The sequence below is a fragment of the Nocardia sp. NPDC004568 genome, assembly GCF_040609955.1.
Lineage (GTDB): Bacteria > Actinomycetota > Actinomycetes > Mycobacteriales > Mycobacteriaceae > Nocardia.
This window is the reverse complement of record NZ_JBEXLL010000020.1, coordinates 65,298-82,257: the sequence shown is the minus strand read 5'-3', so window position 1 is coordinate 82,257 and position 16,960 is coordinate 65,298. Positions and strand designations below refer to the sequence as shown.

18 protein-coding genes and 1 pseudogene are annotated in these 16,960 nt (G+C 68.4%); 9 read left to right on the top strand and 10 right to left on the bottom strand.

Annotated elements, in window-relative coordinates:
- Positions 1-358 precede the first annotated feature (358 nt).
- Together ABZV91_RS12465 and ABZV91_RS12460 are read left to right on the top strand one after the other, a co-directional pair.
- Positions 359-784 carry an ASCH domain-containing protein gene (locus ABZV91_RS12465; protein ID WP_355239553.1) on the top strand — a complete coding sequence of 142 codons (426 nt, stop codon included), beginning with the start codon at positions 359-361 and terminating at the stop codon, positions 782-784.
- Between the two features lie 23 nt (positions 785-807).
- The gene (locus ABZV91_RS12460) at positions 808-1,425 is read left to right on the top strand and encodes a recombinase family protein (RefSeq protein WP_355239550.1); all 618 of its coding nucleotides are present in this window, start codon (positions 808-810) and stop codon (positions 1,423-1,425) included.
- Here ABZV91_RS12460 and ABZV91_RS12455 read toward each other — a convergent pair.
- From ABZV91_RS12455 to ABZV91_RS12435, 5 genes are all read right to left on the bottom strand, one after another.
- The gene (locus tag ABZV91_RS12455; protein WP_355239561.1) at positions 1,356-1,796 is read right to left on the bottom strand and encodes a zinc-binding dehydrogenase; all 441 of its coding nucleotides are present in this window, start codon (positions 1,794-1,796) and stop codon (positions 1,356-1,358) included. The two genes, ABZV91_RS12460 and ABZV91_RS12455, sit on opposite strands and share 70 nt — an antisense overlap.
- A gap of 152 nt (positions 1,797-1,948) precedes the next feature.
- On the bottom strand, positions 1,949-2,311 hold the full coding sequence (locus ABZV91_RS12450) for an alcohol dehydrogenase catalytic domain-containing protein (RefSeq protein ID WP_355239547.1): 363 nt from the start codon (positions 2,309-2,311) through the stop codon (positions 1,949-1,951).
- Positions 2,312-2,441: 130 nt separating this feature from the next.
- A complete protein-coding gene (locus ABZV91_RS12445; RefSeq protein ID WP_355239545.1) occupies positions 2,442-2,993 on the bottom strand; it encodes a dihydrofolate reductase family protein in 552 nt (183 codons plus the stop codon).
- Positions 2,994-3,137: 144 nt separating this feature from the next.
- Positions 3,138-4,064 (bottom strand): DUF5996 family protein, encoded by a 927-nt coding sequence (locus ABZV91_RS12440; protein WP_355239542.1) that lies wholly within the window; start codon positions 4,062-4,064, stop codon positions 3,138-3,140.
- Positions 4,065-4,103: 39 nt separating this feature from the next.
- Complete coding sequence (locus tag ABZV91_RS12435; RefSeq protein ID WP_355239539.1) at positions 4,104-4,544, bottom strand: DUF2267 domain-containing protein; 441 nt, start codon at positions 4,542-4,544, stop codon at positions 4,104-4,106.
- A gap of 218 nt (positions 4,545-4,762) precedes the next feature.
- On the opposite strand from ABZV91_RS12435, the gene ABZV91_RS12430 reads away from it, so the two are divergent.
- The 4 genes and pseudogenes from ABZV91_RS12430 (at position 4,763) to ABZV91_RS12415 (ending at position 7,428) form a co-directional block, all read left to right on the top strand.
- Entirely contained in the window at positions 4,763-4,840 is a 78-nt protein-coding gene (locus ABZV91_RS12430; RefSeq protein ID WP_355239559.1) for a hypothetical protein, read from the top strand.
- A gap of 205 nt (positions 4,841-5,045) precedes the next feature.
- Positions 5,046-5,579, top strand: coding sequence for a hypothetical protein (locus ABZV91_RS12425; RefSeq protein WP_355239536.1), 534 nt, complete (start codon positions 5,046-5,048; stop codon positions 5,577-5,579).
- A gap of 243 nt (positions 5,580-5,822) precedes the next feature.
- Positions 5,823-5,990: pseudogene (locus ABZV91_RS12420) on the top strand (MerR family DNA-binding transcriptional regulator); the annotation flags it as partial.
- A 343-nt stretch (positions 5,991-6,333) separates the two neighbouring features.
- Positions 6,334-7,428, top strand: coding sequence for an alpha/beta hydrolase (locus ABZV91_RS12415; protein ID WP_355239533.1), 1,095 nt, complete (start codon positions 6,334-6,336; stop codon positions 7,426-7,428).
- 57 nt (positions 7,429-7,485) lie between these two features.
- Here ABZV91_RS12415 and ABZV91_RS12410 read toward each other — a convergent pair whose 3' ends face one another.
- Positions 7,486-8,403, bottom strand: a complete 918-nt coding sequence (locus ABZV91_RS12410; protein WP_355239530.1) for a LysR family transcriptional regulator — start codon at positions 8,401-8,403, stop codon at positions 7,486-7,488.
- Between the two features lie 96 nt (positions 8,404-8,499).
- Between ABZV91_RS12410 and ABZV91_RS12405 the strand changes: the two genes are divergently transcribed.
- Together ABZV91_RS12405 and ABZV91_RS12400 are read left to right on the top strand one after the other, a co-directional pair.
- Entirely contained in the window at positions 8,500-9,705 is a 1,206-nt protein-coding gene (locus ABZV91_RS12405; protein ID WP_355239527.1) for an MFS transporter, read from the top strand.
- Between the two features lie 130 nt (positions 9,706-9,835).
- Positions 9,836-10,645 carry an LLM class flavin-dependent oxidoreductase gene (locus ABZV91_RS12400; protein WP_355239524.1) on the top strand — a complete coding sequence of 270 codons (810 nt, stop codon included), beginning with the start codon at positions 9,836-9,838 and terminating at the stop codon, positions 10,643-10,645.
- A gap of 94 nt (positions 10,646-10,739) precedes the next feature.
- Here ABZV91_RS12400 and ABZV91_RS12395 read toward each other — a convergent pair whose 3' ends face one another.
- The 3 genes from ABZV91_RS12395 to ABZV91_RS12385 are packed head-to-tail and all read right to left on the bottom strand — an operon-like array spanning position 10,740 to position 13,299.
- Positions 10,740-12,011: an acyltransferase gene (locus tag ABZV91_RS12395; protein ID WP_355239521.1), complete on the bottom strand. Its 1,272-nt coding sequence runs from the start codon at positions 12,009-12,011 to the stop codon at positions 10,740-10,742.
- Complete coding sequence (locus ABZV91_RS12390) at positions 12,008-12,910, bottom strand: SGNH/GDSL hydrolase family protein (protein WP_355239518.1); 903 nt, start codon at positions 12,908-12,910, stop codon at positions 12,008-12,010. Before ABZV91_RS12390 ends, ABZV91_RS12395 begins: the two co-directional genes overlap by 4 nt.
- A 47-nt stretch (positions 12,911-12,957) precedes the next feature.
- Entirely contained in the window at positions 12,958-13,299 is a 342-nt protein-coding gene (locus tag ABZV91_RS12385; RefSeq protein WP_355239516.1) for a hypothetical protein, read from the bottom strand.
- A 638-nt stretch (positions 13,300-13,937) separates the two neighbouring features.
- Here ABZV91_RS12385 and ABZV91_RS12380 point away from each other — a divergent pair.
- The gene (locus ABZV91_RS12380; protein WP_355239513.1) at positions 13,938-15,185 is read left to right on the top strand and encodes a cytochrome P450; all 1,248 of its coding nucleotides are present in this window, start codon (positions 13,938-13,940) and stop codon (positions 15,183-15,185) included.
- A gap of 66 nt (positions 15,186-15,251) precedes the next feature.
- On the opposite strand, the gene ABZV91_RS12375 is transcribed toward ABZV91_RS12380, so the two are convergent.
- Positions 15,252-16,895 (bottom strand): NAD(P)/FAD-dependent oxidoreductase, encoded by a 1,644-nt coding sequence (locus ABZV91_RS12375; RefSeq protein WP_355239510.1) that lies wholly within the window; start codon positions 16,893-16,895, stop codon positions 15,252-15,254.
- Between the last annotated feature and the right edge of the window lie 65 nt (positions 16,896-16,960).

Below are 16,960 nucleotides of genomic sequence, written 5' to 3'. Positions count from 1 at the left end.
CTCACTCCCGAAGCGTTCCGGCAGCGATGGACACCGACCGAGTTCAACCAACCGCAACTCGCATGATCGGTGGATCCGCCATCGGGGCCCAGTCACCGGAACGTATCCCCATGTCAGTGAGTCTCATATTTTTATCTCGAAATTGCGTCGCAAAACCGCGTAACGAGATAGAATTATGAGACTGCCGATCGAACTGGGGAGGCCCACATGGAAACAACCATCGAGGCCGGAGGCTGGCCCTCATCGAGGGCGCGCTGTTCCACAACGAGCTGACCGATACCGAGCTCGTCGTCGCATTGCGGGCGGCGGGTCTGCACGAGACCGCGCGGGTGCTGAATCGCACGCTGCGCCTGCACCAGTGACCGCCGCGCCGGCGCGCCCGGATCTGCGGGTCCTGAGCGTGCGTCGACCGTGGGCGAACCTGATCGTCGCCGAGCACAAGACGATCGAGAACCGCAGTTGGTCCACCGCCTACCGCGGTCGCCTGGTGGTCCATGCCGGGCGCACCTGGGTACCGGCGGCCGTCGAACTGTCGCGCAGCCTGGGAATCACCGAGTTCGCCACCGCGGCCGCGAATCCCGGCGGATATCTCGGAACCGTCGAGGTGCTCGACGTGCACCCGGCCGCCGGCTGCTGCGCTCCGTGGGGATTCCGGGACCCGGGCACCTTCCACTGGGTCCTCGGCGACGCCCGGCCGTTCGATATCCCGATCCCGGGCCGGGACGACTCGGGCTCTACCGCGCTCCGGACCACCTCCTCGATGTGGTCACCGCAACGGCCCTGACTGCCGGGCAGAAAGGCATGTGAATGAACCTCGGCTACGCCCGCGTCTCCACCACCCACCAGGACCTCGAACGCCAACTCGCCGCACTCGCCGAGCACGGGATCCCCGACGAGCGGATCTACGCCGACAAGAAGACCGGCGCCACCGTCGACCGGCCCGAGTTCAAGAAGATGCTGAAGTACGCGCGCGAAGGCGACACGATCGTGGCCACCAACCTCGACCGGCTGGGCCGCAATCTGCGCGAGTGCCTCAACCTCGTGCAGGAGCTGCGCGAGCGCGGTATCGGAGTGAAGACGCTGCGCGATCCTCTGCCGATCGACACCACCGACACCTCGGGACTGGCCGAGATCGCGGTCGCGATGCTGGCGCTGTTCGCCCACATGGAACGCGTCTTCATGCGGGAACGGGCCGCCCACGCGCGTGAAGTCGCTGCCGCCCAGGGCAAGCAGCCCGGCCGGCCACGCAAGCTCAGTCCCGCCCAGATGGCCATGGCACAGGCCGCGCTGCGTGAAGAGCGGCCGATCGACCAGGTCGCCGAAGCATTCGGGGTATCGCGGGCAACCCTCTACCGCTACCTCGCCCAAGCCGCCGACGCTCCACCGAACGCCGGCGAACCCGAAGGAAAAGGAAAAGAGAAATGAACTGGGAACAGCAGATGAACGTCGAGCTTTTCGACCCCTCGGCCAGGGGCTACAGGGTAGGAGCGTCCGGCCCCAACCCGGATATCCCCGATTCCGGCCCGGCATGGGCCATCTTGCAGCCAGACGGTCGACTGTACCGAGAACCAGCAGAGTACCACGTCGATGCCCGCCGGCGCGGCGGCGCGGGTCTGCGCGGCGATATCTCCCGCACGGTCGACGACCGCGTCCGCACCCGCCGCGCGCACCGAATCGCTCTTGGATCCGCTGCTGATGGCGACGACTCGGGCGCCTCGCGCGCGGGCGATCTGCACCAGTGCGAGGCCGACACCGCCCGAGGCGCCGGATACCAGGACGGTCTCTCCCGCCCGCATCCGGCCCCGTTCGATCATGCCCAGCGCGGTGCCGTACGCGGTCGGCACACTCGCGAGCTGATCGTCGGTGAGCGCGGATTCCGTCACGTCGTGCGCCTGGCCGGCGGGTGCCGTCACGTATTCGGCTTAACCGCCGTCGCGTTCGCTGCCCATCAATCCCACCGGTTCGCGTCCGGTCCTTCGCCGTCGTAGATCGCCGGGTCCACGACCACGCGGCGACCGACGAGGCGTTCGTCCACTCCCGGCCCGACCGCCGCGATCCGGCCGGCGATATCGGCGCCCTGGATACGCGGGAAGTCGATCGGGCCTCGCCAGCCCGACCGTGCCCGCGGGTCCCCCGGGCGGCCGTACGCGCCCTCGCGGGTCCATAGACCGGTGTTGTTCAGCGCGACGGCGCCCACCCGGACCAGCACCTCACCTGCCTCCGGAGTAGGCACCGCCACATCCACCGGCTCCAGCACCTCCGGTCCGCCGTGGCGCGTGATCCGTACCGCGCGCATGGTCTCGGATGTCATCTTCCGCAACCTCCTCGCAGGTTTACTGATCTGTAAACCCTGCCAGGCTAGGTCGCTCGGGGGAAACGCGCCACGCCGGGTGCGCGAACTCGATCGGCCGGTGTCCGGCCGCGTTGCCGCCGTACGGCTTTCAGTCGGCGAGATAGCGCAGCATCACCGCATCGGCGAAATGCCTCGTCTCGGCCAGGCGGAGCGGGATACGAGTGTTCAGCAACGGGAAGAGCGGTGTACCGCCGCCGAGCACCACGGGCGACAGGAACAGCTGGTACTCGTCGATGAGCCCGTGGGGTATCAGTGCGGCCGCGAGGCTCGCACCCCCGACCTCCATGACGCCGTCGCCTCCGGCCTTGAGCCGGCGCACCTCCTCGACCGCGTTCTCCCGGACCAGCGTGCTGTTCCAGTGGACCTCGGTGAGGGTGCGGGAAAAGACGACCTTCGGTTTCTCCGTCCAGAGCGTGGCGAACTCGCGCTCGATGCGCGACGCGTCCTCGGATACGTGCGGCCAGTACTCGGCCATCAGCTCGTACATCCGGCGGCCGTGCAGCGATACCTCGATATCGCGGAAGCGGTCGTTGTGGAACTGGTGCAGCTCCTCGTCCGGGTCGGTCCAGTCGATGTTGCCGGTGGCGTCGTTGATGTAGCCGTCGACGGACACGCTGAACCCGTAGATCAGTCTCCGCATAACCGGTAGACCTCCTCCGCACTCGAAACTCATCGGTGCTCCGGCTCGGTGGGGTTCGCTGCTTTCGGTGCCGAAGCAACCGGCCGCTGTGCCGGGCCGGATCGATACGACCCGCCACTCGTCACGCCGAGGCGGATGGTGGTGTCACCGGATCCGAGGCGCGATCGCGTCCAGGTGCGCGCGGTCCCAGTCGGCGGCGTCGGCGGCGGCCTCGTAGGTCGATCGAAGGAACTCCGACACGGTCGCTTCGGGATCGTCGGCGGTGCGTACGGCCTCGTAGGGGAGCAGGAACTCGTGGACCGCGGCGTCGTAGTAGCCGGCCCGCGGCCGGATCGGTGTGTCCGCGTACCCCTCGGGCTCGGGATAGGCATAGGCGTAGAAACTGCCCTCGGCCGAGCCGCCCGGCCAGAATCCGCTACTGGCCAGCTCGTGTGAGTAACCCTCGACCATGACCCAGTCGGCGCAGTTGGGGGCGCCACCCGGATGTGGTGGCGCGGTGCGCCCGGAGAAGCGGGTGTAGGCGAGGTCCATCGCACCCCAGAAGAAGTGCACGGGGCTGGCCTTGCCGGTGAACTCCCCACGGAACCGGTTCAGGACGCGGTCGGCGGCCATCAGCTGACGCCAGAACATATTGGCGTGGCCCCGGTCGTAGGCCGCGTGCGTGGTGTCCTCGGCGAACGGAATCGCGTTTTCCACTTCGACCGGGCGCGCCAGGATCGTGATGTCGATACCCAGCGCGTGCAGGGCGGTCATCACTTCGTTGTAGAACGCGGCCACCGTTTGGGGCTCCAGATTGATCCGGTGGCGCGCGCCGGTGCAGGATCGGATGAGCAGCTGGTGGTCGATGAAGTCGAATTCGATATCGAAGGTCCCGCGGTCGTAGGGGATCGCCGAGGTGGTCAGGCCGCGGGCGGAGAGATAGAAGGCCACCTGCCACCAGTGATTGACCATCGGGGCGCGGGCCAGGCGGAGTTTGCCGACGATCTGCATCCACATGTGCAGTGTGTCGCGGGTGTCGGTCCAGTCGTCCACCCGCAGGGCCGGCCAGGCCTCATTCGATGTGGTGCGCATATCCGTCCCTTCGGCTCGGCGGGCTCGGGCGGCGGCGCATCAGGCTCCGGCCATCGCCCCCTCACCGCGCAGCACGGTGCCGAGGCGGTCCGGGAATACCGCGAACACGTGATCCAGTTGGCCGGGCGACATCATCCGGCCCAGCGCGGAGGTGACGCAGCCGGCGGTGAACGCGACCTCGCCCGCCGGGATACCGGCGCGCTCCGCAAACTCGTCGACGAACTCCGCGACACCGTGGTTTCCCGGTACCCGGCTCGGTACCCACCCCTCGTACCAGATGCCACGTAGGAAATCGGGCAGCTGGGCCGTGAGATGGGCGGAATTGGGCACACCTATCCGGTCCCGGACGGTGTGCATCCATGCGCGCAGCGCACGCAATGCGAATGTGAGATCTTCGGTACCCAGAGCGTCGGCGACGGCCCGCAACCAAGCGTGTGCGGTATGCATGCCGGCGGCCAGGGGATCATTGTGGTGCGTCATTGGTGCGCCTGCCTTCCGAGTGGCCGGTCCGATGCGCGGTTCGATACCGTAATACTACGGCGTAACCAGTGCGAACAGCAGGTTCGATTCCTGCCTCCACGGCCGCCCGGAACGGTCGGCGGGCGTGGCGCGCTGTGCCCGGGGCCGGAGCCGATGGGCGTTTTCCGGCTTGCACCTGAGGTGAGGTCCCGAAGGTCGACGCGGCGATCGCCGCCGGTATGGACCCGGCTTCACCCGAGGCGCAGCAGATGGCGGCGCAGTGGATGGACCTCTTGGAAGGTTTCCACGGGGGGTGACCCGGGCTTGCGGGACAGCCTGTACCGGATGCAAGCCGGCGAGGCCGACCGGATGGAGAGCGAGTTCTGCGGACCGTCACCGGCCCAGATCGAGTTCGTCACGGCGGCGAACGCCGCCCGCGGATAGCGGCCTCGGCGGCCGGCGGTCGGCGCGCACATCCTCGAACGGGGTAATGAAGATGAGGTGGTGCACGATCATCAGTGCATGACGATCGCACGGAAATTGGCCACCACCGCCGCTACCGGTCTCGTCGGTGCGGCAATGGCCGTGACGGCGCCGGGCGTCGCCGCCGCCGCAGATCCCTGCCAGCTCGGGGTGTCGAATGTCGGACCCCGGACCTGCGCTGTGAACGAGGTCCGGACGGCCCCGGCGTGGACGCTGGGCAACGGTATCTGTGTCGGCATGCTGAGTACCGCGGGAGTCGCCTACGACGGCCCCCTGGATCGATACCACGTCTTTCCGGGGACTGCCCATTCGATAGAACTGCGGATCACACAGGGATTCTCGCCGCTGGGCGACTGGGCGCCGACCGCACTGGCCTGTGACGTCACGGCGATCGTCGACTGGCGCAACCTCGACACCGGCCGCACCGGCTCGGTGAGCCAGTTCGTCCCCGCCGGACATACGAGTTCCCGGCCGTTCTACCTGCACGTGGACTCGGGGCCGGGGCGGGTCGCGCTGACCGTGCGCACCGACCGTCCGAGTGTTCCGGCGACGGCGGAAGTGTTCGTTCCCTGATCATCGCGACCTCACCGGGTATCGAGGGGCCGCTTCGCGCCCCGAGCGGCCGGCGCGGTACCGGAGGGCAGGTCGAGCGGCCGAACCCGGCGTCGTCGCCGATTCCATTCCCTGGCGCCGTCGTGGGCGTACTGCCGAACCCTGTCGTCGGCCTCGACTCGGTCCAGTGGGAGATTCCCGGATGAAGCCGACTCGCCGACGACCCTTGCAGGTGACGTAGCGTCATATGCCAGGCTCGCTGTCATGCCCGGCTGTGACGGAATGGAATGGAGCGCCGTGGGTGACGCCGCGCGGCGGTGCGAGACCACGGTGCGCACGCTGCAGTATTACGACCGAATCGGGCTGCTGGTCGCGGAGCGGGACGAGAGCGGACGCCGGCGCTACGGCCCCGAGCAGCTGGATCGGCTCCGCCGGATCCAGTTGCTGACCAGTGCCGGGCTGCGGCTCGACGAGGTGGGCGCGGCGCTCGATCGGCAGGCCGGGCTGCCGATGGTCGAGACCTACAGTGAACAGGTCCGGCTGCTCGAGATCGCGGAGCTGCGGTTGCGGTGTCAGCGGATTGTACTGGCCGCAGTGACGCAGGTCTTGCGGGAACACCCCGATGCCCGTGTACCGGCCGGGGTGGTCGCCGCCACGCGCTGCGGGATCAACCCGCCGCAACCGGTGAGCTGTATCGCGCGATGGAACGGTCCGATCACCGCTGGCCGCCGGAAGACCGTGTCCTGCATCAGAAAACGAAGGAATTCCTGGATCGATGTCTATACGTCGTGCAGCAGCGATGACCACCGATATGTCCGATGGACGTGTCCGGGACGAGCCCGGCCGAGGTGCGGAACCCACCGCCGGAGCGGGCGGCGGCAAGGGAACTCTGCGGGTCGGCCGGCCACGGTTGCGGCCCCGCGGAGTTCTCCGGATCGTCGCCGCCCTCGTCGCCGTGGCGATCCTGGCCTGGCTCATCCTGCGGGACACGTCGCCGGTGGGCCATTTCGACTCGGCCGGCGACAAGGACCGCTACCTGGAGGCCTACCACGAGGCGATGCGCGAGATGCCCGAACCGGAGCGTGTTCTGGACGTGCGGACCGGCTACGGCATCGTGCGGGTGTACCGCTACGCGGGCCCCGGGGAAGCCGGTGAACGGGAACCATTTCTGCTGCTCCCCGGGACACGATCGGGCGCACCGGTATTCGCCGCCAATATGCCGGGTCTGCTCGCGCAGCGTGCGGTGTACGCGCTGGACCTGCTGGGTGAACCCGGAATGAGTGTGCAGGACCGCCCCATCGAAACCCACGCGGACCAGGCGCACTGGCTGCACGAAGTCCTGGTCGCGCTGCCCGAACCGGCGTTCCACCTGCTCGGCCTCTCGATCGGCGGCTGGACCGCGGCCAACCTCGCCGTCCACGAGCCCGAGAAGGTCGCCGGCCTGATCCTGGTCGAGCCGGTACAGACCTTCGCCGGGCTCTCCGCGGAGTTGATGGTGCGGTCGATTCCGGCGAGTGTGAGCTGGTTCCCGAAGTCGTGGCGGGACGGTTTCAACAGCTGGAGCGCCGGCGGCGCACCGGTCGAAGACGAGCCGGTCGGCCGGATGATCGAGGCCGGGATGTCGACGTACACGATGAGACAACCGCAACCGAGCCTGATCGAGCCGGCACGGCTGCGCGCTTTGGAGATACCGGTCCTGGCGATCCTCGCCGGCGACTCGCCGATGCACGACAGCGCCGCGGCCGCCCGGACCGCCCAGGAGAATCTGCGCCACGGCACGGTGAAGGTCTATCCCGGCGCGTCCCACGCGATCAACGGTGAACAACCGCACCGGATCGCCGCCGATATCGAGGACTTCCTCGCAGGCTAGGGCGTCACATCCGAGCTCGGGTGGATGCACCAGCGAGTGCGTCGGCCGCGGCACGTTTCACATGCGCTGTCCTGTCGATCCAGCGATATCGGGGAGTGCGCCCAGGAGGGCCGCCAGCTTCGTCAACTGCGCGGGACGCTGTGCGGAGCGCCAGATCAGCGCCATTCTGGACTCCTCGTCGAATCCGGTGACGCGCACGTAGCGCAGATCGGCGCGCTGGTTGCGCTCGGCTACCGGCCGGCAGGTCAACATCGCGTACCGACCGGTCGCGGCCAGAGTCATCCCCTCCTGCAGGGTCGCCGCGCGGACCGTACCGGCGATCTGCTTCCCGAGCGGTGTGAAGCGCGGGAAATGCACATCCCGCCAATACCGGGGCGCCGGCCCGTCCACCGAGACGAGATCCACATCCGCCAGTGCTTCGGCATCGACCCGCTCCGCCAGTGCCAGCGGATGACCGTGGCTCACGGCCAGCATCCGCGGCGCGGGTGGGAAGGCGTACCCCACCGCGAGCCCCGGCTCCCGGACCGGGAGCAACGCGACGGCGGCGTCGATATCGCCGGCCAGCAGCGCACCGAACGGGTCACCGAGCGGCAGCTCCCGCAGCGATAGCGCCACACCCGGGTTCTCCTCGGTGAACCGGGCCAGCGTCCAGGTGATCGTCTCGTAGGCGAGGCCCTGGAAACCGATCCGGACGGGCGTGGCCCGTCCGGCCGCCTGCCGGGCGGTGTCGACCAGCTCGACCAGCCGGGTATACGTGGGGCGCACCGAATCCACGAACTCCGCGCCACCGGCGGTGAGCGCCACCCGGCGGCTGGTGCGTTCCACGAGCTGTGTCCCGATCTTGCGTTCCAGCGCGGCGACGAGTTGGCTGACCCGGCTCTGCGATATCCGCAGCCGCTGTGCGGTCCGGCCGAAGTGCAGTTCCTCGGCCAGTACCAGCAGGCATTCCAGCTCGCGGACGGGAAGGTCCGGCATCCCGCTCCCTCCGTCCCGGCGATCGATGAGTCCAGCTGATCGAACAATGAGCTGATCACTGTTGTTCCGCCCCGGCGGGCATCCTTGACTGTATTCATGTCCACTGTGCGTGAATCGCGAGCACCCGCAGCCCGATCCGGCGGCCGCTGGTCCTCGATCGTTGTGCTCGCCCTGTCCACATTTCTCGTTGTCACCTCCGAGATGCTTCCGGTGGGCGTGCTGACACCGATGTCCGAAGGGCTGGGCGTCACGCCGGGCACCGCCGGGTTCAGCCTGGCCGTCACCGGAGTCGTGGCCGCACTGGCCGCACCGTTCGTCTCCCGGCTGATCGGCGGCGCGGATCGGCGCCACGTCCTGGTGGCGGCCGCGCTCGTGCTCGCCGCCGGAAACCTGATCACCGCGACCGCCCAGGGATTCGCCGTGCTCGCGCTCGGCCGCGTGGTCGTCGGATTCGCGATGGCGACGGTATGGGCGCTCGCGGCGGCACTCGCCACCCGGCTGGTCGACGCTCCTCGCGCGGGACTGGCGGTGACAACGGTCGTCAGCGGCGTCGCGGTGGCGTCGGTTCTGGGGGTCCCGCTCGGTACCTTCCTCGGTGATGTAGCCGGGTGGCGCAGCGCCTTCGGCTCACTCGCGCTGGCGGCTCTCGCGCTCGCCGCGGGGCTCGCCGCGCTCCTGCCCGCACTACCACCGAAGCAGGACACCGGCTCGAGCGAGAATTCCGGTTCACTGCTGGCGATTCCGGCGGTGCGCCGTGGGCTGCTCGCGGTGACTCTCCTGGTCACCGCCCATTTCGCCGCCTACACCTACGTGGGGCCGGCGCTGGAGGAGTTGTCCGGCGTGCACGGTGCCGGTATCTCACTGCTGCTCCTTCTCTACGGACTCTGCGGGATCGCCGCGAACTTCGTCGCCGGTGCCGCGGCCACGCGCCGCGTCCGGTCGACCATGTTCGTCCTGGCCAGCGGCATCACCGCTGCCCTGCCGGCGTTGCCGCTGCTGGGCACGGCCCCGATCGGCGCCGCGCTGGTTCTGGTGCTGTGGGGGTTCTCCTACGGGGGTGTCTCGGTCTGCAGCCAGATCTGGGCGGTCCAGGCCGTGCCCGAACGGCGTGAAGCCGTCAACGGTCTCTTCGTCGGCGCCTTCACCGGCAGTATCGCGCTGGGTTCCTTCCTCGGCGGAGTGATCCTCGACGGCGCCGGTCTGTCCGTGCTGCTCTGGGTGTCGGCGGCGGTGGCGGCCGCGGCCGCCCTGGCCACGGCGCCCGGCGGGGCTGTGGCTGCGCGTGCCGGTGCCGCCGGCTGAACCGGGCGCTGGTCCGGCCGTCGCGTTCGGCGGTGCGGAGGGTCGCCGCAGGGCGAGAAGTGGCCGGCCGGCGGCGAGGCACCCTCGGTATCCCCGGAATAGCTCGGCGTCGGAAAGGGTTCGAGCCGGTATGCGATTCGGCGTCTACGTTCCCTCGTACGGCTCCTACGGTGATCCGCGCGTACTGCGTGATCTCGCGGTCGAGGCCGAGCGGGCAGGGTGGGACGGGTTCTTCATATACGACGTACTCGGCCCGTTGGACGACGAGCCGCCGCCGGTCGCGGATCCATGGGTGGTGCTGTCGGCGATCGCACAGGCGACCACCACGATCGCGCTGGGACCGATGGTTGTACCGCTGCCCCGGCGGCGACCGTGGAAACTGGCGCTCGAGGCCGGCACCCTGCAGCAGCTGTCCGGCGGGCGGCTGATCCTCGGAGTGGGCGCGGGGGTACCGGTGGACTACACGAACTACGGCGAGTCCGCCGACCGGCTCGGCTCGCGACTGGACGAATCCGCCGGGTTGTTGCGACGGCTCCTGGCGGGCGGGGTGGTCGAGCACGAGAGTGAGCATTACCGCGTGTCGGGCGTCCCCTTCGCGCCGATCGACGTGCCGGTGTGGGCGAGCGGGTTCTGGCCTCGGCGGACACCGGTGCGGGCCGCGCGGGATGCGAACGGGCTGTTCCCGCAGATCCGCGACCCCGAGCACGATTTCCGGTTACCGACACCGGAGGAACTGGTCCGGATCCGCGCGGATTTCGTGGCGGCAGGCGGTCGGGCGGATGGCGATATCGCGATCTGGTCGCCGCGCACCGAACCCGCCGCCGCGCGCGTCGGCGAGTACGCCGCCGCAGGCGTGACCTGGTGGTTCAGTGACGGGTCCACCGTCACGCCGGAGCAGCTCGGGAAGCGGATCGCGGCCGGCCCGCCCGCTGTCGCCTAGTGCCGCCGGGCCGCGGCACGGCCGGGCGTGATGAGTGGGAACGAATCGACGGAGCGCGCGGCCGATCCACCGGCCGCGCGCTCCGTCCTGGACGTCATCCCGGCTGTGTCGCGGCCGACCCGGCCGGCTTCTTCCGCGCCGCGGTGCGGCGACCGGCGAACCGGCGCATCAAGGGAGCGTCGATCCAGTGGTACATGGCCGCCGCCACCACCGTGGACACGACCAAGCTCAGTACGGCGAATCCCAGCCAGCCCAGCGGCCCGAACTGCTTTCCGCCGATGAACAACCGGGTGATCAGTGCCATGACCGGGAATTGGATGAGATAGAAGGCGAAGGAGATATTGCCCAGCCAGACCATCCGCGGCGAGGCGGTGAACCCCCGGATGCCTGCCAGGTCGCGCGCGGCCAGCGTGGCCACCACGGCCGTCATCGGCCCGAGCAGCAGCGCCGACATCTTGTAGTTCGGCGGCACCACCCAGGTCGCCGCGTAGGCGATCGTCAGCACGATCATGGGCGGCGCGAGCCGGGTGTTGCGCCAGCGGCCCTCCAGCACCAGCCGTGCGGCGAGCACCCCGAGGAAGAACTCGGGCAGCCGCGAGAGCGGGAAGTTGTAGCTGAGCCAGTAGGACGGAGCCACCGGGATATCCGGTTGTTCGAACCAGATCGGCGCGGCATGCAGTTCGAAGTACGGCGACACCTCACCTGGTATCAGCCGCGGTGCGAAGGTGTTCGCGATTCCCTTGGGCCCGGGCACCCACAGGTAATACGCGGTGTGCAGGATCAGGATCGCCACCAGCAACCCCGCCAGCGCCCACCACACCTGATGGCTCTTGATCCGGCGCACCAGCGGCAGCGCGAGCGGAAAGCTCAGGTAGAAGAGAATTTCCGCAGCCAGCGACCAGGACGGCACATTGAGCCCGCCGACCGTCGTCCACTTCGGTACCCAGGTGTGGATCAGCGCGAGGTTCGGTGCCCAGACCACCATCCGCGTCAAGGGGACGCTCGCCACCAGGATGAACGCGAGAGCCGCGACCAGGTGGGTCGGGTAGATCTTCAACACCCGGCGCCAATAGAACCGCGGCACCGAGCTCCCCGGCCGGAACGACCAATAGATGATGAACCCGGACAGGACGAAGAAGAAGGTCACTCCCGCGGCGCCCAGTTGCATCGGCATCAGCTGATGGATCTGCCGGAACAACTCCGATTTCTGGAACGGATACACCGGCAGGAACACCAGGGCGTGCAGCACGAAGACGGCGAAGGCCGCCCACCAGCGTGCCCCCGTCAGCGACGGCAGCGCCGGTCGCGCCGCCGCCGCATCGAGGAACTCCGATCCGGACTCGGTCCGGGTCGGCGCCAGGCTCACCGGCGGATCCGCTCGTACACCGTCTCAGCGGTCACCTCGTCACCGTGCGCCGAGGGATGGAACGGCATTCCGGCGATATCGGCCGCGGGATCGAAGAAACCGTTCAGCCACGGGTCGTCCGCGCACAGGCCGTGACCCGCGGTCACCGAGCGAATATCGACGAACTCCAGTTTCAGCAGCTCTGCGGCGTCCCGTTGCGCGTTGTCGAGACGGTCCAGGTATTCGGTCACCGCGCGACCCCTCGGCTGCACGACCTCCCCGGCGCCGAGGACGTTCACGCATACGTGCTCCTGCGCCGCGGGGAACAGTTCCGGGTAACCGACCAGCATGATCCGAGCCTTCGGCGCGTAGTAGCGCATATAGGTGACCGCTTCACGGATCCGGTTGGCGTAGACCTGGCCCGTGACGTTCCGGTAGTCGGTGAATCGTCCCTGTTCGGCCGCTTCCAGCCCGCACCCGTCGACAAGGTTGAACACGCAGGGCTGCAACGACGTGATCATCGTCGCCGTACTGTTGCGGGCCCAGACGTCGTTCATCCCGGTCTGAATAGCGATGACCTCGGTTTCGGGCCCGAACGCCTGCTGCTTGGCGGCCTCGGCCACCTCGTGCACCAGCCACCAGCCGTCCCCCGTGGAGATGGTGGAGCCACTGCAGGACACATCCACGAAGTCCGGAGTGCCCGCGACCCCCATCCGCTCGCTCAGCCGAGTCGGCCACGATGTGGGCGCGTGCAGGCACTCCTTGGTCGCCGAGAAGAACTTCGGATAGTTCGCGGTGAACGAATCACCGAGCACCACCAGGGATTTTCCCGCGGGCCGGTTGTTCTCGACCGGCGCCGCCGCGGCCGGTGTGTACAGGGTGGTCACGGTGAGTGCGGCCGCCACCACGGCGCCGGCCACTCCACCTCGGCGCCGAAAAAATTCGCGAATCAAGACTTTCCCGTCGGTCAGTAGCCGGCCTGCGGATCGAAATCAGGCAGGGTGAGTGTCGGCTCGGGCTGGGCGGGTTCGGGCTGGGCGGGCGCCTGCTGCTGCGCGGGAGGCTCCGGTGCCGGCGCCTCGGCGGGCGGTACCGCGACAGGAGGCTCCGCCGCGGGCGGAGGTTCGACGGCGGCCGGGGGAGCCGGCGCCGGGGTGGTCGAGGCAACGCTCGACGGCGCCACCGCGCTGGTCGGAGCTACACTGGAGGTCGTCCCGCGATCTTCGTGCGATTCGGAGTCGTCGCCACACCCGGTGACGCCGAGAACTACTGCGGCACAAGCGAACACGGTCACTAGGCAACGTTTCATGACGATTTCCGATCCTCCTGGCAATCCGGCGTATCTGAACCCCACCCATTCCCAGGCGCGGAGTTGTCGAGCATAGTATCGCCGGATTCTCCGAACCGTTACAGCCCGGATTTCCTCGGGTAGGGAAGGGGGCTTTCCGACGCTCGACCGGCGGGGAAGCCGCGCCGCCGAGGTCGTGGCGTGGGCTTCGCCGGTGGTCGCGGTCGGCGCGGCCAGGTATGGATCGGTCGGCACCGTGACCTGGGCGGAAAGCATCGCCGGAGGTTGAACGCTCGATGCCGAGCGCGCGGGTGGTCTGCTGATGTCCCCGGTGCCGTCACCGCCGATCGGGACCCGGGCAGGGGCGCACGGTTCGCGGCGTGGTACTGCCGAGCGGACGCTGCGGCAGTCGTGAAGGTCGGCCGCGCCACCGCTCGGCGGAGCGGCCACCACCCGCGCCGGGGTGACGAACAGTGATTCCGGCGTGTTCGATGCGGCCGTGATCCGGAGCGGGCATTCCGGGATGCCGGGTTGGCCAAAAACGTTGAATCGTAACGCTTTCCGGTAGGCTCCGCCAGCATGCCCACACTACGAATGCCAGGCCGTCCCGCAGCGGGGCGGAAGGGTCGCGACGCGGCACCGTTCGGGGGAGTCACGCGGTGAGCACTACAGATCCGGGTTCGCAGGGGGGATCCCTGATCGCGCACGGGTCCCCGGTGCCCGCCGGCTCACAGGTGCGGCTGGACACCCCCTCGTTCGCGGCCGATCCGCACCGCGCCTACGCGGATATGCGACAGCACGGCCCGTTGGTGCCGATCGAGCTCGCTCCGGGTGTACCGGCGACGCTCGTGATCGGTTACCAGGTGGCCATGCGGATCCTCAACGACGAAGCCCATTTCCCCGCCGACCCACGCCGATGGGAGAAGAACGCCCCCGCGGACTCCCCGATGCTGCCGATGCTGGGGTACCGCCAGAACGCGCTGCGAACCGCAGGTCCGGAACACGAGCGGTACCGGCGCACCATCATCGCGGCGTTGGACACCGTCGATATGCACAGGGTTCACGGTGCGGTCGCGCGAGCCGCCGATGCGCTGATCAACGACTTCTGCGAGCGCGGTACCGCCGATCTGCGAACGGACTACGCGTATCCGTTGACCGTCCGGGTCCTGAGTGAACTGATGGGCTTTCCCGAGGACGCCGCGGCCGAGGCCTATCACGGGATGGCCGCGATGCTGGAGGGGGTGGGCGCCGAAGAGGGGCAGCGGCGTTTCGTCGAGGCACTGATCGGAGTCGTCGAGCAGAAGCGGGCCGAGCCGGGCGACGATCTGACCTCGGAGCTTTTGAAGCACCCGGACGGGCTCGATGCCATGGAGATGGTGAATCAGGCCGCGCTCCTGTTCTCCATGGGTACGGAGCCGACCTGCAATCTCATCCTCAACGCGTTGTTGCAGTTGATGACCGACGAGCAATACGGGGGTGAGGTTCTCAGCGGCGCCATGGCCACCCGGGACGCCATCGATGCGGTGCTGTTCGAGGATCCACCGCTGGCGAATTGGTGCGTGAGCTACCCCAGGCAACCGCAGCTCGTCGGCGACGTGTGGCTGCCGGCCGATCAGCCGGTGGTCATCAGCCTGGCCGCGTGCAACAACGATCCCGGCATCGCCGGTGGTGACCGCAGAGGGAACCGGTCGCACCTGGCATGGGGAGGCGGCCCGCACGGCTGCCCGGCCCAGACCCTCGCCCAGACCATCGCCGCACAGGGGATCGACCTGCTGCTCGACGCCCTACCGGATATCCGATCGAAGGTACCCGCGCAGGAGCTCCCGTGGCGGCAGGGCCAGTTCCACCGCGCCTTGGCAGCTCTACCGGTCGAGTTTCCGCCGTGCGCGCCGATGCGTCTGGCCTGATAGGGACGACATCGGACACCACACGGTGGCGGGCGTGCGCGGCGCCCGCCACCGGCAGCCTCCCGGTCACGGCCGCAGAGTGAAACCCGCGTAGCCGTCGGCGGCGACCTGGTCACATTTCTCGCGATAGGCGCCGACGCCGCCGATGTACGCGTACATCACCCTCGGCTTGCCGGGCACATTCGATCCCACGTACCAGGAGTCCACCTTCGGATACAGCGTCATATCGCCGGCCTCGCCGACGTGCCGGGTCCATTCCCGCTCCGCGTCGCCCTGGGCCTCCATGGTGGTGAGGCCCTTGGACCGCAGCACATCGATCGCGTCCGCCACCCAGTCGACGTGCTGTTCGATGGACACCAGCATGTTCGACAGGACCGCAGGGCTACCCGGGCCCGTGATCGTGAAGAGGTTCGGAAAGCCTGCCACGGCGAGACCGAGGTAGGTGACGGGCCCGCCGGTCCACTTCTCCCGCAGCGACGCACCACCCCGGCCGCGAATATCGACCGCGTCCAGCGCACCGGTCATCGCGTCGTATCCGGTGGCGTAGATGATGTCGTCGAACTCGAAACTCTCCTCCGTCGTCTCGAGTCCGGACTCGGTGACCTCGGTGAGCGGGGTCGCGGAGACGTCCACGAGCCGGACATCGGGCCTGTTGAAGGTTTCGTAGTAGCCGGTACCCAGAACCGGGCGCTTGACGCCGAACAGACCGGAAGGCTGAAGCAGCCGGGCGACGGCCGGATCCGTCACGATCTCGGCGATGCGGTCGCGGATGAACTGGGCGGCCGTCTCGTTGGCGGCTTCGTCGGTGAGAGTGTCGGTGAATCCGGTCAGCATGCTGACCAGCTCGCTGTCCTTGTCCTCCCAGACCTTGCGGTAGAAGGCATTTCGCTCGTCTTCGCTCACCTCGAGCGCGCCTTTGGTGGCTTCGGGCCGCGCGATGCCGAACGACGATTCCCGGTTGGCCTTGCGCACATCGCGATAGCGGGACTTGATGTCGCGCTGGAATTCGGGATCGATCGGGTGATTGCCGGCGGGAAGTACATAGTTCGCGGTCCGCTGGAACACGGTGAGCTTCTCGGCCGTTTCGGCGACCAGCGGAATCACCTGCACCCCGGAGGAACCGGTGCCGATCACCGCGACCCGACGGCCGCTGAAGTCCACCTGCTGGTCGGGCCATTCGCCGGTGTGGAAGCTGCGACCGCGGAACGTCTCGATGCCCGGGACCTCCACCCTCTTCGGTGCCGACAGGCAGCCTGTCGCCATGATCGTGAACCGCGCCGAGACCGTCTCGCCCTGATCTGTCGTGATCCGCCACCGCGCGGCGGACTCGTCGTAGACGGCGGCGGTGACCCGGGTCCGCAAGCGCACGTCCTTACGTAGATCGAAACGATCCGCGACATGGTCGATGTAGCGGAGCAGCTCCGGCTGCGGCGGCAACTTCTCCGTCCACTCCCACTCCTGCTCGAGCTCCGGGTCGAAGGAGTAGTTGTAGTACATGCTCTTCACATCGACGCGTGCGCCGGGATAACGGTTCCAGTACCAGGTGCCGCCGAGTCCACCGCCCGCTTCGTACACCTGCACCGAGAGTCCGAGTTCGCGCAACTTGTACAGCATATACAGGCCGGCGAATCCGGCACCGACGACGACTGCGTCGATCTCACGAGCCTCCTGCCCGGTCGAGAACGCGGATCGCTCCGAGGTCGTTGTCATCGTGGGACCTGCCTTTCCATCGGTCGCCGTGGGAGGGACACAGCGGTTCGGTTCGACTGGCGAGC